Source organism: Paenibacillus sp. BAC0078 (assembly GCF_054483875.1).
This window is the reverse complement of sequence record NZ_JBTLRW010000004.1, coordinates 391,640-415,083: the sequence shown is the minus strand read 5'-3', so window position 1 is coordinate 415,083 and position 23,444 is coordinate 391,640. Positions and strand designations below refer to the sequence as shown.

Below are 23,444 nucleotides of genomic sequence, written 5' to 3'. Positions count from 1 at the left end.
GCTTTACCCTAAAGGTAAGTGAGCTTCCTAATGTCTGCGGTAACGGTTCAGTCTGAACAGTAAAAATATCGACAGCCCTACTCCCAGCATGGACAGCATCATCCAATATTGCGGGTGGGTTGGCCCCATGCTTACGACGAGCGGCTCAATAATGCCGCCTCCCGCTTCCGAAGCCGGATAGGAGGATGACCAGTCCAAAGACGTACCGGCTACACCCGTGTCCACAATTCCGCTCTGGGCTGAAGTGGTGTTATCAGGAGTTCTGAACATTGTGAAATAAAGAAAGCTGGATATAAAAACCGCCAAAAAGCAGGCGATCCAAAGGCTCAGCCGACGGCGGAAAACGGTAGAATTCCCAGGAGACTTACCGTCCCCCGGCAACAGCCAAGGGCTTTCCAGGTAAATCCGCTCCATCACCCGAAGATTGACAGCCTCCGCACGTTCTTCGCTGACTTCAATCTTTGTTTCTTGCATCAGCTCGCTGCTCTCCTGCCAGAGCGCCCACTCAGCGCTGCAGTAAGGACAGCCCGCAATATGCCTTTCCAGTTCAATCCGCCTCGGGTCGGTGGGGGGAGCGTCCCACAGAAGCGGAAAGGAATCCTGCGCTTCCCTGCAATTCATTGGCCTTACACCCTCTCAGCCTGCTCTTCTGCCTCAGGCTCATAAAAATAGGATTCGAGCTGGAGCTTCACACTGCTCCTGGCACGGAACAATAGTGACTTCACGGAGCTTACACTCTGATCCAAAATCACAGCAATCTCCTGGTAATCCATCTGATCGTACTCCCTCAGAATAAGCGCCGAGCGCTGCTTCTCGGGGAGGTTATTGATCGCCTCACGAACCAGATTCATCCGTTCTTTACGTAGCGCGGCCTGCTCTGGAGCCACTTCGGACGGGGCTACAGGCGTATATCCGCTCTCTTCCAGAGACACGTTGCCGGCACGGTTCTTGCGCAGCTCGCTAAGCACCGTATTCCGGGCGATTGTGTACAGCCACGTCGAGAAGGATGCGTCCACCTCCCGGAAGGAATGAAGGCTGCGGAAAGCCTTATAGAAGGTCTCCGAGCACAGATCCTCGGCAAGCAGCTCCAAATGGGAATTCTTGAGCATATGATAGACAAAAGCCAGTATTTTACGTTGGTAACGCCGCATTAATTCTGAATATATTTCTGTATTTCCTTGCTTGATTAGCTGGATCAACTGGGAATCCGTCATGGTGAGATCGGCCCTCCTCGCCCTTGCACGTTTAATCCCGTCCGGTCCATACTTCGTTATACCGGGCCGGGCTCAAAAAGTTGCGGTACTATTCCAAATTCGCAGCATTTTAACGCAGATACTTCCTATGTATATTCAGGCACCCGAAAAATAAGGCATGCATATCCACTGATTTCCACGCAACAGATCACCGGGTCGTTATGTATGTACCTGCTGGAAGTCTATAAACATACTAAGCTAGTATAACATATATTCCAACTGGATGACATTAGTAGACTTGAGCCGTCAGGAATAGCGTTCTAAGCCCCGGATTGAGGTCGAAAAACAAACAAAAATTATCCGATTTACTTTTGAATAAAGTGTTGACAAAATGTAAACGGATACATATAATAAAAGTACAGTATGGTTTCTCTCCACTCCTATCCAAAAACTACACAGTTCCAAGAAATTGTGGACTGTAACCGCTTATTATGTAAGCGGTCTTTTTTTTGTCCATTTTTAGCATCCATTATCTAATAGTTATAAACACTTCTATTTTTCGTATGGTTACCTGATACAGATGCTGGAATTCATGGCCTTCCAATTAATCCAAACAAGAGGAGCTGGTTAAGCTCAGCCATTTTTTCTTTGTAATTACCGGTTCTTGCCCAGGATACTTGGAGCGACCCGATTGCATTTAATAAGTCTAAAATGGTTTCAAGAGAAACCGAACGATCAACTGCCCCCTCTTTCCTCCCGAGCGCAATGAACTCCTGTATTAGTTCGATCCTGATCCGGTTAGTATTCGCACTGTATAGGCTTGATAACACTTGATCCTCTACGGCCCCGGGGGAGCTCAGTAACTGATAATCCTGATCAGTACAAATTTCCAGGATCTGTAGGATTTTATCTTTATAATCGATGTTTGAGCTCATGAGCTCCTTGGCCTTACGGACGGTATTCTGCATCAGCATATCCGCACATTCCCTGACCACCCCTTCCTTGTTTCCAAAATAGTTATACAGCGATACAGAAGAAACGCCGGATTCAGCAGCAATGTCTTTTATACTGACATGGATGAAGCCCTTTTCTTCAAAAAGCTTCAGTGCTGCTGCAACGATTGCTGCCTTCTTATTTTGTGTTCTGATTTCGAATTTGTTCATAGCGCTGCGCTCCCTCCCACCTTATGAATAAATAAGATTAATAATATCATGATTGATTAGGTTTTTAAATATTATCATCATTATTTAAAAACCTGTTGACAGGCACTTTACGGCAGAGCTAGAATCAAGCAGTAGTAGTTTTTAAATATCAGGAGCGATATTAAAAAACTTTACATAGCAGCTGCTCTGAAGACTGGAAGGAAGAAATTCAATTCAGTTCGTATGGGCAAGCATTATTGGGAGGGATTATCCATGAAAATATTGGTGTATGGCGCCGGAGTATTGGGAAGCTATTTAGCCCATGTGCTGGTGCGCGGCGGGAACGATGTAACTATACTGGCCAGAGGCCGGCGGTTCGAAGAATTGCAAAAGAACGGTAATGTAATCCGCCATTATTTCCAGCTCTATACAACAACCGATAAGGTAGCTGTTATCAATGAGCTGCGGCCTGAGGATATTTATGACCTGATTTTTGTAGTGATGAAATATCCGGACTTCCAGTCCGTGCTGCCTGCTCTTGCGGCGAATCACAGCAATCATGTGATACTCGTAGGGAATAATGCAGCTCCCCAAGCGATGCAGAACTATCTGCAGGCGAACAGTCCAGTGGAGAAAAAGGTTGCCTTCGGATTTCAAGTGAACGGTGGTTGGAGAGAAAGCGGCCGGATGATCAACGTACGGGGTTATAAGGTGCAAATGATTATCGGCGGTTTAGGTGAGGAGCTGCCTTGGAGGGCAGTGATTGACCAGGCTTTTGTTAACGCCAATTATACATTGACTTACCATCACGATATGGATGAATGGCTGAAAAGCCACTATATAATGATTCTTCCCCTGAATTTCATTGCGTCTTCCTATGACGGCGATTTGCGCAAAGCTGCAAAAGACAGCAAGCTGCTTATGCATGTCATTTCTGCTGTAGATGAAGGCAATCAAGTACTGGAACATCTCGGCTATACGGTTACGCCTGCTAGCCAAGTGAAGCTGGCCCGGAAACAACGGAGGATGTTCCACCTTGTGCTGAAGCTTGTCTTGTCCACACCCGTTGGCCGAATGCTTCTGGGCGATAAGGCAGTGTCCGCTGACGAGGTGTCTGCATTACATCAAGCCTTTACTGAATTGAAGAAGCGTGCCGACATTCCTACCCCTAACTGGGACAGGCTCGTAATTTATCCCCAGCGTGTGCAGAAATAAACGATTCCACAGACAAAATCCCCTCCAAGCTCACTCCTTTCCTTATGTGACACAAGGCTTGTAGAAGTATCTGCTTAAAGGGGAAATTATCCTGCGTTACACGTAAACCGTATAATCGTTGTTCTGCAGCAGTATCTTGGCCCGCTCCATATCGTTCTCCTGGCGGAAGGACAGGCGCATAATGCCCGGAACATCCTCGCGGCTCTCGATAATCTGCACGTTGCTGAGGTTGATGCCCTGATCCCCAAGCTCTGTTGCGATACGCCCGATGATCCCCGGATGATCGGGAACATCAATATGCAAATCGAACAGCGGTGTGATCATCCCCTTGCGCCGCTCCGGCAACTGGCTGCGGAAATCATTCGCCTCATGGAATGCAGCCTCAATACCTTCGCCATCGGCTTCTTCCAGCATTTGGACAAATGAAGAAACCTCTTCATTCCAATCCTTGAGCAGACGAAGCATAACCGGGCGGTTGTTCAGCAGGATATCGCGCCAGATAATCGGATCGCTGGAGGCAATCCGCGTAATGTCACGGAAACCTCCGGCAGCCAGTGTACTGTACAATGAGTCCGTATCGTCATAGGCCCGGATCTGATTGACCAGAGCCACCGCAATGATATGCGGCAAATGGCTGATTGCTCCGACAATCTCATCGTGGCGGTCCGGCTGCAGCCGGACGATCTGAGCTTTGGTATGTAGAAGCAACGCTTCAAGTGCCTGATAAGCTTCCTCCGGCACTCCAGGCGGAGGTGTCAGCACATAATAAGCATTCTCGAACAGCAGCGAAGAGGCGGCTTCCACACCAGAGCGCTCGGAGCCGGCCATCGGATGGCCGCCGATGAAATGCACCCCGGGCAGATCCAGGGCCACCGCGCAAGCGGCAATCGTGGCCTTCGTGCTGCCAACATCCGTAATAATGCAGCCGGGCTTCAGCGGCAGCTTGCTCAGGCGTTGCAAATAGTCCTCCAGCATGCCGACAGGCACACATAAAAAAATGAAATCGGCGTCCAGCGCCGCTTCCTCAATAGAAAGTGTGGCCTGATCGACCACACCTCTGCTGACGTATTTTATTGCCGATTCAGGACGGTGGGCATGGCCTACAACGGTCAGGCCCTCCTTGCCTTTGAAGCAAAGGGCCAGTGAGCCTCCGATCAGACCGACACCGAAAATTGCTATTTTTGTCGTCATGTTCTTTGAACTACCTGCCTTCTATGGATTCGTCTTGTGGGCTGCCCCTCAGGCCTGTACTCCCTGTTCCTGAAGCACCTGCTCCAGAGCAGCAATAAATGCCTTATTCTGCTCCACAGATCCGACAGTGACACGAATATAAGTCGGGTACAACTGATGTCCCGCTCTGATAATAATCCCCTGACGCAGCAAGGCATCAAAAACCTCAACAGCCGGCTTCCGCACATCCACCATAATGAAATTGCCATGTGCCGGGAAAGAAGCAAGGCCCAGACGTTTGAATTCATTCTGAAGCTGCACGATGCCCGCACTGTTCAGGCGGCGGCATTCCTGCACATACTCCTGGTCTGCCAGCGCAGCCAAGGCGCCAACCTGCGCCAAGCGTGTAGTATTGAACGGTTCACGAACCTTGTTGATCAAGGAAATAATCTCCGGACTTGCCACGCCATAGCCAATTCGCAGTGCAGCGAGACCGTAGATTTTAGAGAATGTCCGCAGTACGACCAGATTTGGATAAGCATCCAGCAGCTTGATGCCATTCGAATAGGAAGGATCGGTCACGTATTCGGAATAAGCCTCATCCAGAACAACCATCACTCCGGCAGGAACCGCGTTCAGGAATTTGATCAGCGCCTCCTCGGGCACAATGGTTCCGGTTGGATTATTGGGATTACAGATCCAGATTACTTTGGTGCGGTCGGTAACCCGGGCCAGCATAGCGTCCAGATCATGCGTACCCTCCGCAAGCGGTACTTCAATCGAGACCGCACCTTCAATTTCGGCATTGCTTTTATATACGGAAAAGGTCTGATCCGCCATTATGGTCTCGTCTCCCGGCAGGAAGAACGCACGGGCAATCAAGGCAATGACCTCATCGGAGCCGCAGCCAAAAATAATGTTGTCGCTCTGCACTCCAAGGTGAGCGGCCACTGCCGCCGTCAATTCGGCAGCCGAACCGTCCGGGTACAGATACAGATTGCCCAGCTCAGCTACGATGGCGGCTCTTGCACTCGGTGAAGACCCATATGGGTTCTCATTGGAGGCCAGCTTAATGACTTCGTCTAAGCCAAGCTCCTTCTTGACCTCCTCGATAGGTTTCCCAGGCTTGTATACAGGGAGGTTAACGATATTCGGTTTCGGATTCATGAACGGTCCTCACTCTCCATAAATATTAGAACTGCTTCAGTCCTGACAGCAGAGCATTATGGTCTTAATTGTGCCACAAATTCACGAATTTGCAACAGTCCTTCACTTCGGGTGGCAGGATTGTCCAGCAGCGGAATGACATCCTCCACCTTGCGGACGATCGCGCTGCCTACCACTACGCCGTCGCAGATACGGGCAAAACGCGCCACCTGCTCCCCGGTGGAAATGCCAAAGCCTACCGCCACAGGAAGGTCCGTAGCCTGGCGGACAGACGCGATAAATTCCTCTACTCCGGCATGAAAACTGGAGCGTTCCCCTGTTACACCCAGCGAGGATACACAGTATACAAAACCACTGGCGCCGGATACGATTCTGGCGATGCGTTCGCTGGAGGTAGGCGCTACAAGCGGAATGAGATTCACCCCTGCAGCGCGGCTCCGCTCGCGCATCTCCTCCGACTCCTCCACAGGCAGATCGGGAATAATCAGGCCGCTGATCTCATGGGCATCAAGTGCAGCAAAGAAGCTGTCGAGCCCCATCTGCATGACCGGATTGTAGTAGGTGAACAGAATAAAAGGCAGCTTGCTGCCCGCTTGCCGGGCCTTCAGGGCAGTTTCCATACAGGTGCGCAAATGGATGTTGCCGCGCAGCGCTCTGGAAGAAGCGCGCTGAATGACCGGGCCGTCCGCAAGCGGATCGGAGTAAGGTACGCCCAGCTCAAGAATATCTGCACCAGCCGCTTCCAGTTCAGCGATAATATCAAGTGTTGTCTCAAGATCAGGGTCCCCTACCGTCAGGAAAGGAATGAGCGCTGTCCGGCCCTCTTCCTTAAGCTTACGAAAGGTTAAGTCCATCCGGTTCGTTGTTTCGGTTGTCATCACTTACCCTCCCTTTCTGTGTAGGCCATGATCGATTCAACGTCTTTGTCTCCGCGTCCCGACAAGCAAATAACCACGATATCATCCTTCGTCAGGGTAGGTCCAAGCTTCACGACATGGGCAATCGCATGAGCGGATTCAAGCGCCGGAATAATGCCTTCAGTAACACACAACAGCTCCAGCGCCTCCAAAGCTTCCTTATCTGTGACCGGCACATACTGCGCCCGGTGAATATCCTTGAGATAGGAATGCTCAGGGCCAACCCCCGGGTAGTCCAGCCCCGCCGAAATCGAATGCGCCTCCTGAACCTGTCCATGCTCATCCTGCAGCAGATAGCTGAGCGAGCCCTGGAACACTCCCTGTGTGCCTTTGCTCATTGTAGCCGCATGGAACGGAGTATCTACACCTTTGCCGGCAGCCTCTACTCCGATCATGGCGACCTGTTCATCCTCCATGAACGGATAGAACATGCCGATGGCGTTGCTTCCGCCGCCTACTGCCGCTACCAGCAAATCCGGGAGCCTTCCTTCGGCTTCAAGAATCTGACGGCGTGTCTCATCGCCAATTACACGCTGGAAATTGCGGACCATCATCGGATACGGATGCGGTCCCACTGCAGAACCGAGCACGTAGAACGTATCTTCCACGTTGCTGACCCAGTAGCGTAACGCTTCGTTTCCTGCATCCTTAAGGGTCCGGGAGCCGGAGGTTACCGGGATGACTTCTGCTCCCAGCAGCTTCATGCGGAAGACGTTAAGCGCCTGGCGGCGCGTGTCTTCTTCACCCATGAATACCTTGCACTCCATCCCCAGCAGCGCTGCCACTGTAGCCGTCGCCACGCCGTGCTGGCCTGCGCCGGTTTCGGCGATGACCTTGGTTTTGCCCATCATTTTGGCGAGAATGCCCTGGCCGATTGCATTGTTGATTTTATGCGCACCTGTATGGTTGAGGTCTTCACGTTTCAAATATATTTTGGCTTCACCCAGACGCTTGCTGAGGCGCTCCGCATAATACAGCGGTGTCTCCCGCCCGGAATATTGCTTGAGCAAATAATCTACTTCCTTCTGAAAAGCCGGATCAGCCGAAAATTTGCGGTAGGCCTCCTCCAGCTCAATGAGCGCATTCATCAATGTTTCAGGAACGAAGCGGCCTCCAAAAGAACCAAAACGTCCATTCTTGTCCGGTACTTGTATCATGATTGCTTCACCCTTTCCACAAAAGCTGTGATTTTGACGATATCCTTAATTCCATCGCTCTCTACGCCGCTAGAGACATCTACTCCATACGGTGCATAGCCCTCCAGCAGCTCACGCACATTATCCGGGTGCAATCCGCCAGCTATAAATAAAGGCAGGCCGTACGCAGCGGCTGCCTGTTGATAAGCCGGAATCTTCTCCCAGTCAAAGGTCCGGCCGGAGCCGCCACTGCCTGACGGATCGTATGTATCCAGCAGCACCGCGTCGACGGCCCCGGCATATGGCTTCAGATCATCAGGATTGCCTGCAGCGGCCTCTCCTGCACTTCCGGCTACAGAAAGAGCCTTCCATACCTGAACCTGTGGAAAAGCCTCCCTAACGGCCCGGCAATATTCCGCGCTTTCCTGACCATGTAGCTGAATTACATCGAGCCTTACGGTGGATAGAAGCTCCTCTAGCTCTGTCAGGGCAGGATTCACAAACACTCCTGCGGCAAGCGGAGGCTTCCCGATCTCCCAGCCGGCAAGCTCGGCAATAAGCTCTGCCGCACGCTCAGGGCTTACCTTGCGGCGGCTCTTTGCAAACACAAATCCGACAACATCCAGAGGTAATCGCTTCATAGATTTTAGCACTTCAACGTCCTGAAGTCCACAGATTTTTACCATTGTCTTAGCCATGAGTGGCACGATCCTTCCCTGCGGGCAGCGCGCCCATCAGCTGATTCACAGCCTCTTCCACATCCGGCTTGCGCATCAGATACTCTCCGACGAGGACACCGGCAGCACCGGTAGTTCTCAGATAGTCGATATCTGCCGGTCCGGTTATTCCGCTCTCACTGATTACGGGAACACCCGCTGGAAGCAATGCGGCAAGCTCCGCTGTAGTGGCAAGCGATGTTTCAAACGTCCGCAGATTGCGGTTGTTGATGCCCAGCAGCACGCCAGGATGCTGCACTTTTCCGGTAGCCAGCACCGTTTCCAGCTCACTTCGGTCATGAACCTCAATCAAGATATCGAGTCCCAGCGCTGCTGCGGTATCCGTGAATGAAATCAACTGCTCAGACGTCAGAATTGCAGCAATCAGCAGTATGGCATCGGCTCCGAGCAGACGCGCTTCATAGATTTGCCGCTCATCAATGATGAAATCCTTGCGCAGCAGCGGCAGGCTTACCGCCGCTCTTACCTGCTGCAAATAAGCGCCGCTGCCTTGAAAATAATCCTTATCCGTCAGGACAGACAAGCAATCGGCTCCGCCCGCTTCATACCCCTTGGCAATGGATACCGGATCGAAATCGGCACGGATCAGACCTTTGGAAGGCGAGGCCTTCTTCACCTCGGCGATCAGCCCCATCGACCTGTTACGCGATTGCGTGAGCGTATTGCGGAACCCTTTTGTAGGCGGCAGTGCTGCAATTTGACGTTTGGCCTCCTCCAAAGAGAAGGTTTGGCTTAAGACTTCAACTTCTTTGATTTTGGTGGCGACAATCCGGTCAAGATACATAATCAAGCTCCTTCGTCATGGCTTTAAGCTGTTCCAGCTTCTGCAGCGCAGCACCGGAATCCACTACTTCTCTCGCTTTATCCACACCTTCTCTTAAGGTGTCGGCTAGTCCGGCAACATAAATGCACGCACCCGCATTGGCCAGCACTATGTCACGGTAAGGATTAAGCTCCCCTCGCAGAACCCCCATAATAATCGCAGCATTCTCCGCCGCATCTCCGCCCAGCACATCCTCCAGCGGATGCGTGCTGAGTCCCAGCGCCTGCGGTGTAATCTCGTATGTGGTTACTACACCATTTTTCAATTCGGACACCTGTGTGGGTGCCGAAATGCTGATTTCATCCAGACCGTCCAGACTGCTGACAATCATCGCCCGCTTTGACCCGAGCTCTTTCAGGACGCTTGCCACAATCTCCGTTTTGTCTCTGTCGTAGATTCCCATCAGCTGACGGTCAGCCCCTGCCGGATTCGTCAGCGGGCCGAGCATATTGAACACCGTACGTACGCCAAGCTCTCTCCGCGGAGCTGCCGCATGCTTCATCGACGGATGATAGATCTGTGCGAACAGGAAGCAGATGCCGATGCTGTCCAGACACTGCCGGGCCTGCTCCGCATTCAGATGAATATTGACGCCAAGCGCTTCCAGCACATCGGCACTGCCTGCCCGCCCGGAAGCGGAACGGTTGCCGTGCTTCGCCACTCTTACGGAAGCTGCGGAAGAAATAATGGCCGAGGCGGTGGAAATATTGAACTTATGAATGCCGGAGCCGCCGGTTCCGCAAGTATCAAGCAGTTGTGAGCGCTCTGTAACCACATGCGTGCCGAATCCCCGCATTGCTTCAGCGAAGCCGGTGATCTCTTCAACGGTCTCCCCCTTGATCCGCAGAGCAGTCAGCAGCGCACCAATCTGCGCAGGCGAAGCCGCTCCTTCCATAATCGTCCCCATAATCTCACGTGCCTGCGGACGGGTAAGGTCCCGTCCCTCAATCAGACTTGTGATACCCGATTGTATCAATTGGCTTGCATCCATTGCTGTCTCCTCCTAACGATTATAATCAAGGGGTATATTCGTACATGTAATCCTGGTTGATGACCTGCTTCTCTTTCACTTCAGCCGGGAACATGGCTTCCGCCATCCGGATGGCCTTCAGCATAGCTTTGGCCTTATTGACCGTTTCCTCATATTCCTTCTCTGGAACCGAATCCCAGACAATGCCCGCTCCAGCCTGCACATAAGCCCGACCTTTACGGAAAATGATGGTCCGAATGGTGATGCAGGAGTCCATATTTCCCGAGAAGCCAAGATAACCAATCGCTCCGGCATACGCGCCTCTTGCTTCCTGCTCCAGTTCGGCGATAATTTCCATTGCCCGCAGCTTGGGCGCACCAGAGACGGTACCGGCTGGCAGGCACGAGAGGAAGGCATCGAAGAAATCTTTTCCTGTGTCAAGGGTGCCTGATACATTGGAGACCATGTGCATCACATGCGAGTACTTCTCAATTTCCATAAAAGAATCGCATTTGACCGTACCGAACTTCGATACCCGACCCAGGTCATTGCGGCCCAGATCGACCAGCATCAGATGCTCCGCCCGCTCCTTCTCATCCTCCAGCAGTTCTGAGACCAGCGCCCGGTCCTCCGCTTCATTCGCGCCCCGTGGCCGCGTTCCGGCAATCGGCCGTGTCTCCACCCGGCTTCCGTCCACCTTGACGAGTGCCTCCGGGGAAGTACCGACGATGATCTCCTCATCCATTTTCAGATAATACATATAGGGTGAAGGGTTCAGGGTCCGCAGCATCCGGTACACATGAAGGGGAGAGACTTCGGTATCAATATGCAGACGCTGCGACAGCACCACCTGAAAAATATCCCCCGCCCGTATATATTCCTTGGCCTGCTCCACATTGCTCATATATTGTTCTTTGGTGAGGTTCGAATGAATCTCGCCAAGCTCAATGTCCTGGGGAATGCTGCGCCGGTTGACGTTTTCCTTCGGTCCTTCCTTTTGAAGCTCTTCAGCCATATTCTCTAAGCGCTTGCTCAGCTCCTCATATCCCGCGCGGATATCGGAATCCGTATCCCCGTCCTTGATGTGCAGGTTGCCGACCAGCAAAATCTGCTGCTTCACATGATCAAATACAATGATGCGGTCACAGAACATAAAGCGGATATCATCCATGTTCAAATCATCCACCGCATGCGCGGACAGCTTCTCATAATACTGCAGGAGGTCGTACCCGAAGAATCCAATGGCGCCGCCTGTAAAAGGAGGCATTTCGTCGAGCTTGGGACTGCGGTAGGAGCGCAGCAGCGCTTTAAGCTCCTCGACGGGTTTGCCGAGCAGACGTTTCTTCTCACCGCCGACCTCGACGTGGATTACGCCTTTTTTGCCGGAGATCATCAGGAACGGATCACTGCCGATAAAAGAATACCGCGCCCACTTTAACCCGCCTTCTACACTTTCCAGCAAAAATGCCCGGTCCTGCTCAGCAAAACGCTGGAATAACCGGATCGGCGTCTCCATATCGGCGAGCAGCCTTTTCACTACAGGAATCAGATTATATTCCCGCGATAGCGACAATACTTCTTCTACTCTTGGATTCGTCACTTGGGATACCTCCTTGGGATATTGTTTATATTGTCCGAAACACAGAAAAACCTCTACCGAAGTAGAGGTTAATGTAAATAAGTAATGTGAAAAAGCGCGTATGAGCGGCACAAAACCATCATCAAAGGTACACTTCTCCCATAAAAGAATACAGCTATAGCGCAAATCAACACTAGAGAGTATTCATAACAAAGAGAATTGCCTTACATATGGTATGCCTGTACTCAACTAAAAATCCTGCACTCTGCTCAACTATACTCATCTCAGCTTAACTAAACTCTGCTTCACTCGGCTAACTACACTATACATGATGGCGATAGATAATGGCAACCCCGCACAATGAATTTGTTACTTCTTCTGTGAGAGATCAGGACGAAGCTTCTGGGCTTCATTCAGATAGACATGGCGGATCTCCCGCTGTGATTTCTCTGTGTTCACCTGTACCATCAGCCGGATGCACTTCGGCAGTCCGCCCTTGACAGGAATCTCCACAGAGCACATCAGCGGCACCCATTCCCAGCCTTCGATCTCACGAATGGCTCTTGCCGGAAAGGTGGCATCCAAATCGCCCGTCACAGTTATCCATACACTGCAAATATCCTCGGCGATCACATCGTTGCGCTCAACAATCTCACGCAACAGCACAACCGTCTCACGCAAAATCTCGTTTTCCTCGTTATGGACTACGGTAGTAGCACCGCGTATTCCCCGGTTCACCACGGGCTTTCCTCCTTCTTAAGCTGCGCGAGGACTTCACGCACAGCACTCTGCTGCACTTCATTCACGATGCTGACGGCCCCAATGGAATCCGGTACGACAAAGGTCATCTTGCCTTCCTTGAACTTCTTGTCATGCATCATCGCTTCCATCAGCTCATCCTCGCTGTACTGCGCAGGCAGTCTTACCGGCAGCGAGAGTGCAGACAGCATAGAAACGGTATCCTCATAAATCGCCTGGTCCCGGCCAAGCTTGGCTGCGAGCAGCGCAGAACCGGCCATTCCGATGGCAATGGCTTCGCCGTGGAGAAATACGCCGTACCCTCCAACCGCCTCAATCGCATGACCAATCGTATGTCCCAGGTTCAGAATCGCTCTTTGCCCGTGCTCGCGCTCATCATTGCCTACCACTGCGGCCTTGATCGCACAGCCGCGCTCCAGGGCGTAGCCCAGCGCCTCAGGGTCCAGGGCAAGCAGCTCGCTTGCATGCTCGCGGCACCAGTACGCAAATTCACGGTCCAGAATCAGACCATGCTTTACTACCTCTGCCAGTCCCGAAGCGACCTGACGCGGTGGAAGCGTGCTCAGGGTGTCCAGATCATACAGCACCATTGCAGGCTGATAGAAGGCGCCGATCATATTCTTCGCCAGCGGATGATTGACCGCCACCTTACCGCCTACGCTGCTGTCATGGGCAAGGATAGTTGTAGGCATCTGAATAAAGCCTATTCCCCGCATATAGGATGCGGCTACAAAACCTGCTAAATCCCCTACTACGCCGCCTCCCAGCGCCAGAACCCCCGAGCTGCGGTCCAGACCGGCCTGGATTGCGGTTGTAATGACCTCTTCATACACAGCCAGCGATTTGGAGGCTTCGCCTGCCGGGATAACATGGCTGACGACAGTGTATCCGCGCTCCCGGAGCGAAGCTTCGACCACCGGCAGATAGCGGGGGCCAACTTCGCTGTCACTGACAACCAGGATCGGACTGCGGAGCGGAAATCCGGCTTCCACACATCTGCTGCCGATTTCACGCAGCAGGCCGCTGCCGATATGAATCGGATAGGAGCGTTCACCTAAGCTTACTGTTATGCTGCGCATGATTAGTAGCTCTCCAATTGGGCTTGGTAGTTGGCATAGTTCGCCCGGATTTCTTCCAGGGAATCGCCGCCGAACTTATCAAGGAAGGCTTTGGCGATTTCCCAGGCCACCACATTCTCCAGCACGACACAAGCTGCCGGAACAGCACATGCGTCCGAACGTTCCACCTGGGCGGTGAAAGGCTCCTTCGTGTCGATATCGACACTTTGCAGCGGTTTATAGAGCGTAGGAATGGGCTTCATTACGCCGCGAACCACAACCGGCATGCCGTTGGTCATTCCGCCTTCGAAGCCGCCCAGACGGTTGCTTGCCCGGTAGTAGCCCTTGGAGGCTTCATACATAATCTCGTCATGAACCTGCGAGCCGCGCAGCTTGCCCGCTTCAAAGCCAATGCCGATTTCAACACCTTTGAAGGCGTTGATGGACATTACAGCTCCGGCGATGGCGCCATCCAGCTTGCGGTCGGATTGGACATGGCTTCCCAGACCAACCGGAAGACCCTCAACGATGCATTCCACGATGCCGCCAATGGAGTCGCCTTCCTCCTTGATCTTGTCTATGTAAGCTTCCATCTTCTGCTCGGTTTCTTTATCCACGACCCGCACAGAAGACGCTTCAGTCTGCGCGATCAATTCGTCAATCGGAAGAACATTCGCAGGCGCTTCAATCTCGCCAATGCGGATCACCTGTCCGGCAATCTTCACACCGAACGCTGCAAGAAGTTGCCGGGCAACCGCGCCTACGGCTACTCTTGCCGCCGTTTCACGCGCGCTGGAGCGCTCCAGCACATTGCGCAGATCGGTCAGATTGTATTTCAGCCCGCCGTTCAAATCCGCATGCCCGGGACGCGGACGGTTCACCCGCCGCTTCTCTTCGTCACTGCCCGGAATCGGCTCGATGTTCATAATATTTTTCCAGTGGGTCCAGTCCTTGTTCTCAACAACCAGAGCTACAGGAGCTCCTGTGGTGGAGCCGTGACGCACACCGCCGACAATTTGTGCGGTATCCTTCTCAATTTGCATCCGGCGACCGCGTCCGTAGCCTTTTTGCCGCCGCTGGAGCTGGAAATTCAACTCTTCGAAATTCAGTGTCAAATTGCTGGGCAGTCCTTCAATAATAGCTGTAAGCTGGGGGCCGTGCGTTTCCCCCGCTGTCAAATAGCGTAAACTCATGCTGCGTTCCCCCTTCACACTTTTAAACTGTAAACCGCTAAAATGTTAAATGTCTTTGCTCATTATAGTATAGCGAATCGGCTTTGACAAGAAAGGGATACGGCTCAATTAAGTAACACCAGCCTGTAAAAGAACAGCGCCGCCCCTACTCTTTCGAGTAAAGACGGCGCTACTGTGTGCCCCGGGCAAATGCTCCAGTCAGCCGCCGATCCGCCGGCTCGGCGGATCGAAGTCTGCCTTGCTCTCCTCAATCGCAAGCAGACGCTGGAGCTGCCGCTCTTCAATGCCGAGGATTTGCCCGCATTCGCGGACTGTCAGAAAGCCCCGCTTGTAAGCCTCAAAGACCTTGCTTTTGTCCATCTGAATTAACGACCTTTCGCATGGCGCACGTAATCTAATCTACTATCAGTATCACTGAAAATTTACAAAAGTATACGTTACGACATGCGGTGAGCCTATGGAACATGGATATGGATTTTATGATTTCTTGCGATAGAAAAAGGTTTCTGTGGATTCGAAATTATACTGTGCCGGTGTGAAGATCTGCTCCGTGCTGCCCACGAACAAATATCCGCCCGGGCGCAGGCTTGCCGAGAACTTGTGATACAGCTTGTTCTTGGCCTCTTCCGTAAAATAAATCATAACATTGCGGCAGATAATCAAGTCAAAGCCGTCATCGAACTTGTCCAGCAGCAGGTTCTGCTTGCGGAAATCAATATTTTTCTTCAAACCTTCATTGACCTTGAACACCGGTCCTTCGGGTGTAAAATAACGTTCGGCTACATCCTTAGGCACATCCTTAAGAGAACGCTCCAAATAGAGTCCCTGCTTGGCTTTGGCCAGCGCGCCGTCATCAATGTCCGTTGCCAGAATTCCAGTCTGCGTCAGAATATTTTTGTCTGAGAGGATCATCGCCAGCGTATAGGGCTCCTCACCGGTTGAACAGGCGGCGCTCCAGAGCTTCAGCCTGCGGCCTGAGCGTTGCAGCTCAGGCAGAATAACGTCGCGCAGCACCTCCCACCGGTTAGGGTTGCGCCAGAACTCCGAGACATTGATGGTCATGCGGTCCAAAAATTCATAGAACAGCGCCTTATCCTTCATCATCGCGGCAAAAAAATCACTAAAGGAATTATAACCGTTCTTCGTCCGCAGCGTAGTGAGCCGGCGCTTCATTTGTGCTTCTTTATACTGGGACAAATCGATTCCGGTGCTTTTGTTGACGTTATGAATAAAGCCGGTGTAATCCGGGTCCGCAATCGTTGACACTTCATCTCTTTCAGCCATATTACTCCCCTGCTTCCCGCCCGGCTGCTAGATCCAGGCTGCGATGTCTTTATTGTAATCTGCCAATTCAGCCGGAGCGAAGAAATTCGCAATCTCGCGTTCTGCGCTTTCCGGAGAGTCCGAACCGTGGATCAGGTTAAGCGGTGTATGACTGGCAAAATCACCGCGGATTGTACCCGGCAGGGCTTCCCCTACCTTCGTTTTGCCGATCAGCAAGCGGGATAATGCTACGACATCATCACCTTCCCACACCATGGCAAATACAGGACCGGAGGTAATGAACCCCACCAATTCCGGAAAGAAATCCTTACCCTCATGCTCTGCATAATGTCTCTTCGCTTGCTCTTCTGTAACAGTAATCAGCTTCGCGGCTACCAGCTTAAATCCTTTGTCCTCCAGACGGGCGACAATCCGCCCGATCAATCCGCGCTGCACTCCATCCGGCTTGATCATCAGATACGTTTTCTCCATAGAGTCACTCTCCATTTTTTATTGTTCCGTATGAAAAATAAGCTGTTTTTCTGATATTATCAGAAACCTCGCCATCTGTGAACGCTTAATATTTTGAGCCCTCGGAAGCTTAATAAGCTCTGCCTGTTACAAAATGGGCAATATCCCGCAGATTGCGCTTCGTCCGGTTGCTCGGCAACTGATCCAACGCAGCCAGCGCTTTGTTTATGTACCGTGTGGCCAGCTCCTCTGCGCGGGCGATGCCTTCACCAGAGAGAATCAGTTCAATGGCACGGCCGACCCCGCTGTGCTCTTCACGGATGGAAGCCAGCTCCTCCAGCAGCGCACCGCGCAGACGCTGATCCTCCAGACTGTAGATCACCGGCAGCGTGATGTTGCCCTGCCGCATGTCACTGCCCGGCGGCTTGCCGATTTGCTTCTCCGTCCCGGAAAGATCGAGCAGATCATCACGGATCTGGAACGCCATACCGACGTTATAGCCGTAATTGTAGAGCAGCCGTGCCGTCTCCGGCTCTGCATCCGCAGCCAGCGCACCAAGCTGGCAGCTGACGGCGATAAGCAGCGCCGTTTTGCGGCGGATCCGCCGCAGATAGTGGCGCACGGTTTGCTCGGTATTGAAGAAGTCTCGGATCTGCTCCATCTCTCCGATTGACATTTCCACCATGGCTTTGGAGAGGATTTGGTGTATCCGGGGATTTTTCAGCTCTGTGGTCATGACCAGCGCCTTAGCATAAATATAATCGCCGGTGTACATGGCGATCTTGTCGCCCCACTTCGCTTTGACGGTAGGCTCGCCGCGCCGCAGCTCCGCATCGTCGATTACGTCATCATGAACGAGGGAAGCGCTGTGAATAAGCTCAAGCGGAATCGCCACACGCTTCATTTTCTCCAGATCGTATTGCCCAAATTTGCCGCCCATCAGCACAAATACAGGGCGGAGCCTTTTGCCGCCTGCCTTCAGCAGATGAAGGGAGGTCTCGGTCAGCAAAGCGTCGTCTCCCTGCACACTGCGGTATAGCTCCTTTTCAATCTGGTCCATATCTTTATTAAGCAAGCCGAACATTTGCATTCGTTTCATTCTTTCACCCGTGTCAGCAGATTGTGGCTCCAAAGCTCCATCTTCACTTCCTGCGGCAGCAGGCCCAATTCATAGGCATAGCGGAAATAGAGGTTCAGACCTTCCTGCTGCCTTTCCCCAAAGTCATAACACAAATTACGAAAGTATCCGTCCCAGTAGGCTGCCGTTCCCCCGATAACCCTGCAAGCCTCACGGATAATGGGTGCCAAATCGTGCTGGCCGCGTCTCTTACTCTCTACAAAAGCTTCGGCAATCTCGGCTATCGCCTGCGGTTTAGCTCTCACAGCTTCACGGTTCACAGCCCAGACGGCAAAAGTCATGCTTAGGCCCGTCCACTCCTTCCAGAGCTGGCCCAGATCGGTAACGATGTAGCCCTGATCCTGCCATGAGGCTCTGATCGCATTATCGCCGATAAGCAGACAGGCGTCAGCCTGAGCCATCATCGAATCCAAATCAGGAGGGGCGCTGACGTACTCCGGTTTGCCGCCAAACGCCTTTTCCATCAATATTTTCAGCAGATTGACCGAGGTCGCGGAGGTGTTCGTTACGGCAATCCGGCCTGAGGAAATCTGCTCCAGCGGCGCCTGCGAAAATAACAGAATGGATCTCACCGGACCGTCGGCGCTGACCGACAAATCCGGCAGCAACAGCAGCCGGTCGCTGGCGGCGGCATAAGCGAAGGAAGACAAAGCGCCTACATGAATGCTTCCCTCCGCCATGCCCTTGTTAAGAAAAGCAGGCACTTCACTCACCATCTTCGCCGGGTACTTCAGCAAAGAAGGATCGAAATTGTGAAATACCGGCCATGAGTTGGTATAACTGATTTTACCGATAACAGTACTTTCCGGGCGGCTCATGCCTCTTCCCCCCATCTGCGAAATAACGTATGCTCGATATTCAAGCTGTCCAGCACCTTGCCCACCATAAAGTTGATCAAATCATCCATAGATGTCGGGCCAAAATAAAATGCGGGCATCGCCGGAATAATCTTCACCCCGAGCCGGGAGAGCTTCAACATATTCTCCAAATGAATCGCATGCAGCGGTGTCTCGCGGGGCACAAGCACAAGGGAACGTCCTTCCTTCAGCATTACATCCGCAGCCCGCGTCATCAGATTGTCGGAGCTTCCGTGCGCCACAGCAGACAGGGTTCCCATCGAGCATGGCATAATGATCATTGCCTCCGTACGGAAGGAGCCGCTGGCAATGGATGCACCGATATCAGCAGCAGGGTGATAATGAAGAGAACCGGGATAGCCCCTGAACTGTTCGTTCAAGAAGCCTTCCCGGTCTGAGGCGGTAAAGCCCAGCTCTTCCTTGAACACACGCCAGCCCGCACTGCTGATCACCAAATGAACCGAATGACCGAGCGAGAGCAGACTTTCTATCAAACGGACACCGTAAATGCTGCCGCTCGCACCGGTAATGCCAACCACAAAATTTTTCGGACTTCGTTCTGTCATTTGTAATACTGCACCACCAGGTCAATCAGAGTGAAGGAGAACACAACAATACTCAGCACACCATTCATCGTGAAGAAGGCTGTCTGCAGCCGGCTGAGATCACTTGGAGACACAATATGATGCTCATAAAAAAGGATGATATAGGCTATGATCATTCCCGCCACATACCACCAGCTCAGGTCGGTCAAAAAGAGCAGCGAGACAAAGCCGATTCCCGTTAGAATGTGGAACACCTTGGCAATGGTCAATGCACCGGCAACTCCAAAACGGACAGGAATGGAATAGAGGCCCTCCTTCTTATCAAACTCAACGTCCTGACAAGAGTAAATGATATCGAAGCCTGCCGTCCAAAATACGATGGTGAAATAGAATACCATAGCCACAGAGTCCACTGTTCCTGTTACGGCAACCCAGCCGCCCAGCGGAGCCAGAGCGATGGTTAGCCCCAGAATTAAATGGCAGGCCCAGGTAAAGCGTTTGGTGAAGGAATAAAAAACAAGAAGGAAGACAGCGATTGGCAGCAGCTTTGCTGACAAAGGATTCAGCTTAAATGCCGCCCAGAACAACAAAAAGAATGAAAACGCGATGAACAGGGAAACCTCTCCAACCTTGAGCAATCCCGCCGGAATCGCTCTTCCCGCTGTGCGGGGATTCTTGGCGTCACTGATCCGGTCAATCAGCCGGTTAAGCCCCATAGCCGCGCTGCGTGCGCCGAACATGGCGACCACAATCCAGCCGATCTGCCCCCAGGAGGGCAAGGCGTGAGACACAACAACTGAACCGAGCAATGCGCCCATAAATGCGAAAGGTAATGCAAAAACCGTATGCTCAAACTTGATCATTTGAAGAAAGATGCCGATTTTCTTAAACATTTGCGTTCTCCTTGAGCCCAATATGTAGTGCCGCGATGCCTCCGGTCAAGGGGAAGGATTCCACTTTCTGCAGTCCGGTTTCACGGAAGATCACCTCAAGCTGCTCTCTGTCCGGGAACAGGGCCAGTGATTCGGGAAGCCATTTATATTGCTCGTAGCGTTTGGCAAACAATTTGCCAAGCAGCGGAAGCACGCGCTGGAAATAAAAATAATAGATGCCTTTGAACGGTTGCTTCATCGGTTTGGACAGCTCCAGGCAGACAACCATTCCCCCCGGCTTCACCACACGCTTCATTTCGTTCAATACCTGAACGGGGTCTGGCACATTGCGAAGCCCAAAGCCTATCGTTGCATAATCGAAGGAATTGTCGCCGAACGGCAGCTCCATGGCATTGCCCTGAACTAAAGAGATGCGGTCCTGAAGATTCCGCGCTTCCACCTTGCGGCGGCCGACCTCCAGCATCCCTGCACTGAAATCAAGCCCTATGACGTTGCCGGTCTTGCTTGCATCAGCGAGGGCGATGCTCCAGTCGCAGGTGCCGCAGCATAAATCAACCGCTGAATCTCCGTGCTTCATCGCCATCTTGCGCATGGTGAACTTGCGCCAGGCTTTGTGGCGGCGAAAGCTCAGAATGTCGTTCATTATATCGTATTTGCCGGCAATACTCTCAAATACGGAATGCACAAATTGTTCCTTAGGTTTGATGCCTTTATCACCCATTGTTGTAGTTTTCTCTATTGTCATTCCTAACCCTCCACGGCTGCTTGTCCGGAAATTTTCATCTGCAGGAGAAGGCGGTCAAGCGCAGCACTAAGCTCGCTGATCAGGTTCTCGTCCTTAACGCCTTGCAGCAGGCCCTGTATAGACTGGAGCGACCCGTGCAGTTTGTCCATCAGCAGGGAGTCACATTTAGATTTCAGCTTCAGCTTCTTCCAATCCTTGAGATCAAGGTCCTGCTCCAGGAGCAGCCGCCGTTCATCCTCTGTCGCGGTCTCCAGCACTTTCCAGTAGCAATAGCCCTGAATGGCGTTTGCCATATCCGAGCCGCGCCGCAGCTCCAGAAGAGCGGTCTCGCACTGGCTGAATTCGGCCAGCAGCATCTCCCACAGCTCTGCAAGCGACTCCTCAATCATCGGTGTAAAAGAAAGAAACAGCCTCATATTGAGCTGTACTGTGTGGCGCAGGTATTGTTCTGCCGATAGGAGCATACCTTTCATCTTGCTGTACAAATTCGATTTCATCACATTAAAGTCGGCTATGGCCGTGCTTAGTACGCCCACCATCTCAATCTGCCCGCGCTTAGCCAGCAAATGGTAAAACCAACTGCTGAAGTAATCTCCGGCCAGCACCTTGAGCTGACGGGACCGCATAGGATCACCACCCGGCTCATCCTGCGACCGGTCGATACTCTCATGGGTATCCAGTCCAAGCTGTACGAGCCCGGTTACAAGCGTAAACAGCTCTCCGTTCTGCGGACCGGCAGATGAACCGTGGTTAAGAAAAATATATAGCAAATGACCCCGCCCGTCTGAAAACGGCGGCAATTCCGCATGCCGCTGAATCATATCATAGTCGGTGTAAGGTTTAGCCAGTTGGGGTATGCGGTACGGTTTCATTTCAGCCTCCGAAGCCATTGACGTTTTGACAATATCTTTGTTCACAATCTTGTCTATTATATCACATGTTTTTTTGTCACGCACTCTGGACCGTCCTAGTTTCTTTTACCCAGATTAGGGATAAATGAACTGCTTCTTCCAGAGCTCACTTTCACTTATGCGGAAGCCTTTCTTGATGTCATCCGGCAGCGGCCTGCTCCCGGCATTCTGCAGAGCCTCCTGCAGCTCCAGCGACCATTCGCTCCGGCGGATATCGCCTGCAAGCAGCAGCCGGCGGCTGTCCAGCCATTTATCCTCCGCAACGATCCGCAGCAGCAGTTGATCCACGTTCGTGGTATCCTGAAAGGCAAAGGAAATAGCCATAGCCATATTCTGATACAGCTCCTGCGGCTCTGAATCATTCGCAGTCAACTTCAGATCCAGAGTCAGAACCTGGCTCTTCCAGCCTACCCTGTCAATGGACAGGGTCAGGGGAAGCTCCGCCAGCCTGTCTACGAGATTGTCATTCCCCAGAACCGTACCGCTCCCGCCCAAGGTCTCAAGCACTACATGCTTCCCGGCAACGATAGGCTCGACCGCCGCCAGCTGCGGCAGCAGTAGGGCGGAACCCACGGATATTAGAATTACTGTTCCCATCAGCCAGCTCCGGTTCATGACAAGCCTCCTTATCCTCCATCGTTGCCGCCTCGTAGTGCGAATATACGGGGAACTGAGACTCGGCTATCCTTAGTTATATTGTTAAAAAAAGCAGGCTATGCCTGCTTTTCAGCTTTCACTTTCCATTTGTCCGTGTTTGCTCCATATTTCGGCCTTGCCGCGGATTTTTATAGCTGAGGTATGATCGGTGAATTGGGCGATGAGCACCTCGCCTTTGTCCAGCTTCTCCGTGTGGTGAAAACGCGTGTCGAGCCCTCTGGTAAGCCCGATGACCTGAACGCCGTTCTCTTTGGCTTTGATTACAACGTAGTCGCTGTCCGCCGGAGTGGAATGATCGCCATTATTCTTCTCAGTCATATTCAATCCTCCTAAAAGTTTTCAAAAATAAATGCCGCCTTTGCGGGCGGCATCGTAGTTACTCAAAAAGATTATGGGATAGATATGTAGAAATCTCTATTTGATTCCGTCTTTAAGAGCTTTACCTGGTTTGAATGCAGGCACCTTGCTCGAAGGAATTTCGATTTCTTCACCAGTTTGCGGGTTGCGGCCTTTACGTGCGGAACGTTCGCGCACTTCAAAGTTTCCGAAGCCAACCAGCTGAACTTTATCTCCGTTTTGCAGAGCTCCTGTGATTGCTTCGAAAACGGCATCTACCGCTTTAGTAGCATCTTTCTTGGGAAGTTCAGTTGCTTCTGTTACCACATTGATCAAATCTGATTTATTCATGTCTTCTCACCTCCCTGGGCAAATTTCCGGTATCATACACTGTTTCCGTTTCAACGCAAAATATACGTGATAATCCCGTTTTTTACTAGATATTAGCGCCACTCTTCCTAGAAGCGCAACAAACTTATAGTAATACAGCCCATTCATAATTTCAAGGCGTTACACAAAAAAGGAGCAGAAAGTAGCATTTTTTGTCCGCAAAGCATCCTGCTCATGGT

Annotated in this window: 27 protein-coding genes; 1 reads left to right on the top strand and 26 read right to left on the bottom strand. The window is 52.0% G+C overall.

Annotated features, from left to right (window positions below; all coding sequences use genetic code 11):
* Positions 1 to 27: 27 nt before the first annotated feature.
* From ACX1DY_RS11315 to ACX1DY_RS11305, 3 genes are all read right to left on the bottom strand, one after another.
* Positions 28 to 621, bottom strand: coding sequence for an anti-sigma factor family protein (locus ACX1DY_RS11315; protein WP_458964293.1), 594 nt, complete (start codon positions 619 to 621; stop codon positions 28 to 30).
* Positions 622 to 626: 5 nt separating this feature from the next.
* Positions 627 to 1,214, bottom strand: a complete 588-nt coding sequence (locus tag ACX1DY_RS11310; RefSeq protein ID WP_458964292.1) for an RNA polymerase sigma factor — start codon at positions 1,212 to 1,214, stop codon at positions 627 to 629.
* Between the two features lie 569 nt (positions 1,215 to 1,783).
* Positions 1,784 to 2,356, bottom strand: coding sequence for a TetR/AcrR family transcriptional regulator (locus ACX1DY_RS11305; RefSeq protein ID WP_458964291.1), 573 nt, complete (start codon positions 2,354 to 2,356; stop codon positions 1,784 to 1,786).
* A 252-nt stretch (positions 2,357 to 2,608) separates the two neighbouring features.
* Here ACX1DY_RS11305 and ACX1DY_RS11300 point away from each other — a divergent pair, with 252 nt between their 5' ends.
* Entirely contained in the window at positions 2,609 to 3,550 is a 942-nt protein-coding gene (locus ACX1DY_RS11300) for a ketopantoate reductase family protein (protein ID WP_458964290.1), read from the top strand.
* A gap of 96 nt (positions 3,551 to 3,646) precedes the next feature.
* Here ACX1DY_RS11300 and ACX1DY_RS11295 read toward each other — a convergent pair whose 3' ends face one another.
* The 23 genes from ACX1DY_RS11295 to ACX1DY_RS11185 all read right to left on the bottom strand — a co-directional run bounded on the left by ACX1DY_RS11295 (position 3,647) and on the right by ACX1DY_RS11185 (position 23,226).
* Positions 3,647 to 4,741 carry a prephenate dehydrogenase gene (locus tag ACX1DY_RS11295; RefSeq protein ID WP_458964289.1) on the bottom strand — a complete coding sequence of 365 codons (1,095 nt, stop codon included), beginning with the start codon at positions 4,739 to 4,741 and terminating at the stop codon, positions 3,647 to 3,649.
* Positions 4,742 to 4,789: 48 nt separating this feature from the next.
* On the bottom strand, positions 4,790 to 5,887 hold the full coding sequence (hisC, locus tag ACX1DY_RS11290; protein WP_458964288.1) for a histidinol-phosphate transaminase: 1,098 nt from the start codon (positions 5,885 to 5,887) through the stop codon (positions 4,790 to 4,792).
* A gap of 56 nt (positions 5,888 to 5,943) precedes the next feature.
* Positions 5,944 to 6,765, bottom strand: coding sequence for a tryptophan synthase subunit alpha (gene trpA / locus ACX1DY_RS11285; protein WP_458964287.1), 822 nt, complete (start codon positions 6,763 to 6,765; stop codon positions 5,944 to 5,946).
* The gene (gene trpB / locus ACX1DY_RS11280) at positions 6,765 to 7,961 is read right to left on the bottom strand and encodes a tryptophan synthase subunit beta (RefSeq protein ID WP_458964286.1); all 1,197 of its coding nucleotides are present in this window, start codon (positions 7,959 to 7,961) and stop codon (positions 6,765 to 6,767) included. The genes trpA and trpB overlap by 1 nt, the downstream gene beginning before the upstream one ends.
* The gene (locus ACX1DY_RS11275; protein ID WP_458964285.1) at positions 7,958 to 8,638 is read right to left on the bottom strand and encodes a phosphoribosylanthranilate isomerase; all 681 of its coding nucleotides are present in this window, start codon (positions 8,636 to 8,638) and stop codon (positions 7,958 to 7,960) included. Before ACX1DY_RS11275 ends, trpB begins: the two co-directional genes overlap by 4 nt.
* A complete protein-coding gene (trpC, locus tag ACX1DY_RS11270; protein WP_458964284.1) occupies positions 8,631 to 9,461 on the bottom strand; it encodes an indole-3-glycerol phosphate synthase TrpC in 831 nt (276 codons plus the stop codon). The genes ACX1DY_RS11275 and trpC overlap by 8 nt, the downstream gene beginning before the upstream one ends.
* Positions 9,451 to 10,491, bottom strand: coding sequence for an anthranilate phosphoribosyltransferase (trpD, locus tag ACX1DY_RS11265; protein ID WP_458964283.1), 1,041 nt, complete (start codon positions 10,489 to 10,491; stop codon positions 9,451 to 9,453). The genes trpC and trpD overlap by 11 nt, the downstream gene beginning before the upstream one ends.
* Before the next feature lie 25 nt (positions 10,492 to 10,516).
* Positions 10,517 to 12,070, bottom strand: coding sequence for an anthranilate synthase component I (gene trpE, locus ACX1DY_RS11260; protein ID WP_458964282.1), 1,554 nt, complete (start codon positions 12,068 to 12,070; stop codon positions 10,517 to 10,519).
* A 348-nt stretch (positions 12,071 to 12,418) separates the two neighbouring features.
* A complete protein-coding gene (gene aroH, locus ACX1DY_RS11255; protein WP_458964281.1) occupies positions 12,419 to 12,790 on the bottom strand; it encodes a chorismate mutase in 372 nt (123 codons plus the stop codon).
* Positions 12,784 to 13,887 (bottom strand): 3-dehydroquinate synthase, encoded by a 1,104-nt coding sequence (gene aroB / locus ACX1DY_RS11250; RefSeq protein WP_458964280.1) that lies wholly within the window; start codon positions 13,885 to 13,887, stop codon positions 12,784 to 12,786. The genes aroH and aroB overlap by 7 nt, the downstream gene beginning before the upstream one ends.
* Positions 13,888 to 13,889: 2 nt before the next feature.
* Positions 13,890 to 15,059 carry a chorismate synthase gene (gene aroC, locus ACX1DY_RS11245; protein ID WP_458964279.1) on the bottom strand — a complete coding sequence of 390 codons (1,170 nt, stop codon included), beginning with the start codon at positions 15,057 to 15,059 and terminating at the stop codon, positions 13,890 to 13,892.
* A 198-nt stretch (positions 15,060 to 15,257) separates the two neighbouring features.
* On the bottom strand, positions 15,258 to 15,419 hold the full coding sequence (locus ACX1DY_RS11240) for a hypothetical protein (protein ID WP_458964278.1): 162 nt from the start codon (positions 15,417 to 15,419) through the stop codon (positions 15,258 to 15,260).
* A gap of 117 nt (positions 15,420 to 15,536) precedes the next feature.
* Positions 15,537 to 16,343 carry a CheR family methyltransferase gene (locus ACX1DY_RS11235; protein ID WP_458964277.1) on the bottom strand — a complete coding sequence of 269 codons (807 nt, stop codon included), beginning with the start codon at positions 16,341 to 16,343 and terminating at the stop codon, positions 15,537 to 15,539.
* A 27-nt stretch (positions 16,344 to 16,370) separates the two neighbouring features.
* Positions 16,371 to 16,814, bottom strand: coding sequence for a nucleoside-diphosphate kinase (ndk, locus tag ACX1DY_RS11230; protein WP_458964276.1), 444 nt, complete (start codon positions 16,812 to 16,814; stop codon positions 16,371 to 16,373).
* A gap of 109 nt (positions 16,815 to 16,923) precedes the next feature.
* Positions 16,924 to 17,892: a polyprenyl synthetase family protein gene (locus ACX1DY_RS11225; RefSeq protein WP_458964275.1), complete on the bottom strand. Its 969-nt coding sequence runs from the start codon at positions 17,890 to 17,892 to the stop codon at positions 16,924 to 16,926.
* Entirely contained in the window at positions 17,889 to 18,749 is an 861-nt protein-coding gene (locus tag ACX1DY_RS11220; protein WP_458964274.1) for a menaquinone biosynthetic enzyme MqnA/MqnD family protein, read from the bottom strand. The genes ACX1DY_RS11225 and ACX1DY_RS11220 overlap by 4 nt, the downstream gene beginning before the upstream one ends.
* Positions 18,746 to 19,297 (bottom strand): UbiX family flavin prenyltransferase, encoded by a 552-nt coding sequence (locus ACX1DY_RS11215; protein WP_458964315.1) that lies wholly within the window; start codon positions 19,295 to 19,297, stop codon positions 18,746 to 18,748. The genes ACX1DY_RS11220 and ACX1DY_RS11215 overlap by 4 nt, the downstream gene beginning before the upstream one ends.
* A gap of 53 nt (positions 19,298 to 19,350) precedes the next feature.
* Complete coding sequence (locus ACX1DY_RS11210; RefSeq protein ID WP_458964273.1) at positions 19,351 to 20,226, bottom strand: UbiA-like polyprenyltransferase; 876 nt, start codon at positions 20,224 to 20,226, stop codon at positions 19,351 to 19,353.
* Positions 20,219 to 20,947, bottom strand: coding sequence for a demethylmenaquinone methyltransferase (locus tag ACX1DY_RS11205; protein ID WP_458964314.1), 729 nt, complete (start codon positions 20,945 to 20,947; stop codon positions 20,219 to 20,221). Before ACX1DY_RS11205 ends, ACX1DY_RS11210 begins: the two co-directional genes overlap by 8 nt.
* Positions 20,948 to 20,973: 26 nt before the next feature.
* Positions 20,974 to 21,843, bottom strand: coding sequence for a heptaprenyl diphosphate synthase component 1 (locus tag ACX1DY_RS11200; protein WP_458964272.1), 870 nt, complete (start codon positions 21,841 to 21,843; stop codon positions 20,974 to 20,976).
* A 114-nt stretch (positions 21,844 to 21,957) separates the two neighbouring features.
* Positions 21,958 to 22,497, bottom strand: coding sequence for a hypothetical protein (locus ACX1DY_RS11195; protein WP_458964271.1), 540 nt, complete (start codon positions 22,495 to 22,497; stop codon positions 21,958 to 21,960).
* Between the two features lie 111 nt (positions 22,498 to 22,608).
* Positions 22,609 to 22,857, bottom strand: coding sequence for a trp RNA-binding attenuation protein MtrB (gene mtrB / locus ACX1DY_RS11190; protein WP_458964270.1), 249 nt, complete (start codon positions 22,855 to 22,857; stop codon positions 22,609 to 22,611).
* A gap of 96 nt (positions 22,858 to 22,953) precedes the next feature.
* A complete protein-coding gene (locus tag ACX1DY_RS11185) occupies positions 22,954 to 23,226 on the bottom strand; it encodes an HU family DNA-binding protein (protein WP_020427702.1) in 273 nt (90 codons plus the stop codon).
* Positions 23,227 to 23,444: the final 218 nt, after the last annotated feature.

Excerpts from the sequence above, each read along its gene's own strand:
- ACX1DY_RS11315 (WP_458964293.1), bottom strand. The coding sequence starts at position 621 with ATGAATTGCAGGGAAGCGCAGGATTCCTTTCCGCTTCTGTGGGACGCT.
- ACX1DY_RS11310 (WP_458964292.1), bottom strand. The coding sequence starts at position 1,214 with ATGACGGATTCCCAGTTGATCCAGCTAATCAAGCAAGGAAATACAGAA.
- ACX1DY_RS11305 (WP_458964291.1), bottom strand. The coding sequence starts at position 2,356 with ATGAACAAATTCGAAATCAGAACACAAAATAAGAAGGCAGCAATCGTT.
- ACX1DY_RS11300 (WP_458964290.1), top strand. The coding sequence starts at position 2,609 with ATGAAAATATTGGTGTATGGCGCCGGAGTATTGGGAAGCTATTTAGCC.
- ACX1DY_RS11295 (WP_458964289.1), bottom strand. The coding sequence starts at position 4,741 with ATGACGACAAAAATAGCAATTTTCGGTGTCGGTCTGATCGGAGGCTCA.
- hisC (WP_458964288.1), bottom strand. The coding sequence starts at position 5,887 with ATGAATCCGAAACCGAATATCGTTAACCTCCCTGTATACAAGCCTGGG.
- trpA (WP_458964287.1), bottom strand. The coding sequence starts at position 6,765 with ATGACAACCGAAACAACGAACCGGATGGACTTAACCTTTCGTAAGCTT.
- trpB (WP_458964286.1), bottom strand. The coding sequence starts at position 7,961 with ATGATACAAGTACCGGACAAGAATGGACGTTTTGGTTCTTTTGGAGGC.
- ACX1DY_RS11275 (WP_458964285.1), bottom strand. The coding sequence starts at position 8,638 with ATGGCTAAGACAATGGTAAAAATCTGTGGACTTCAGGACGTTGAAGTG.
- trpC (WP_458964284.1), bottom strand. The coding sequence starts at position 9,461 with ATGTATCTTGACCGGATTGTCGCCACCAAAATCAAAGAAGTTGAAGTC.
- trpD (WP_458964283.1), bottom strand. The coding sequence starts at position 10,491 with ATGGATGCAAGCCAATTGATACAATCGGGTATCACAAGTCTGATTGAG.
- aroB (WP_458964280.1), bottom strand. The coding sequence starts at position 13,887 with ATGCGCAGCATAACAGTAAGCTTAGGTGAACGCTCCTATCCGATTCAT.
- aroC (WP_458964279.1), bottom strand. The coding sequence starts at position 15,059 with ATGAGTTTACGCTATTTGACAGCGGGGGAAACGCACGGCCCCCAGCTT.
- ACX1DY_RS11240 (WP_458964278.1), bottom strand. The coding sequence starts at position 15,419 with ATGGACAAAAGCAAGGTCTTTGAGGCTTACAAGCGGGGCTTTCTGACA.
- ACX1DY_RS11235 (WP_458964277.1), bottom strand. The coding sequence starts at position 16,343 with ATGGCTGAAAGAGATGAAGTGTCAACGATTGCGGACCCGGATTACACC.
- ndk (WP_458964276.1), bottom strand. The coding sequence starts at position 16,814 with ATGGAGAAAACGTATCTGATGATCAAGCCGGATGGAGTGCAGCGCGGA.
- ACX1DY_RS11225 (WP_458964275.1), bottom strand. The coding sequence starts at position 17,892 with ATGAAACGAATGCAAATGTTCGGCTTGCTTAATAAAGATATGGACCAG.
- ACX1DY_RS11220 (WP_458964274.1), bottom strand. The coding sequence starts at position 18,749 with ATGAGCCGCCCGGAAAGTACTGTTATCGGTAAAATCAGTTATACCAAC.
- ACX1DY_RS11210 (WP_458964273.1), bottom strand. The coding sequence starts at position 20,226 with ATGTTTAAGAAAATCGGCATCTTTCTTCAAATGATCAAGTTTGAGCAT.
- ACX1DY_RS11205 (WP_458964314.1), bottom strand. The coding sequence starts at position 20,947 with ATGGGTGATAAAGGCATCAAACCTAAGGAACAATTTGTGCATTCCGTA.
- ACX1DY_RS11200 (WP_458964272.1), bottom strand. The coding sequence starts at position 21,843 with ATGAAACCGTACCGCATACCCCAACTGGCTAAACCTTACACCGACTAT.
- ACX1DY_RS11195 (WP_458964271.1), bottom strand. The coding sequence starts at position 22,497 with ATGAACCGGAGCTGGCTGATGGGAACAGTAATTCTAATATCCGTGGGT.
- mtrB (WP_458964270.1), bottom strand. The coding sequence starts at position 22,857 with ATGACTGAGAAGAATAATGGCGATCATTCCACTCCGGCGGACAGCGAC.
- ACX1DY_RS11185 (WP_020427702.1), bottom strand. The coding sequence starts at position 23,226 with ATGAATAAATCAGATTTGATCAATGTGGTAACAGAAGCAACTGAACTT.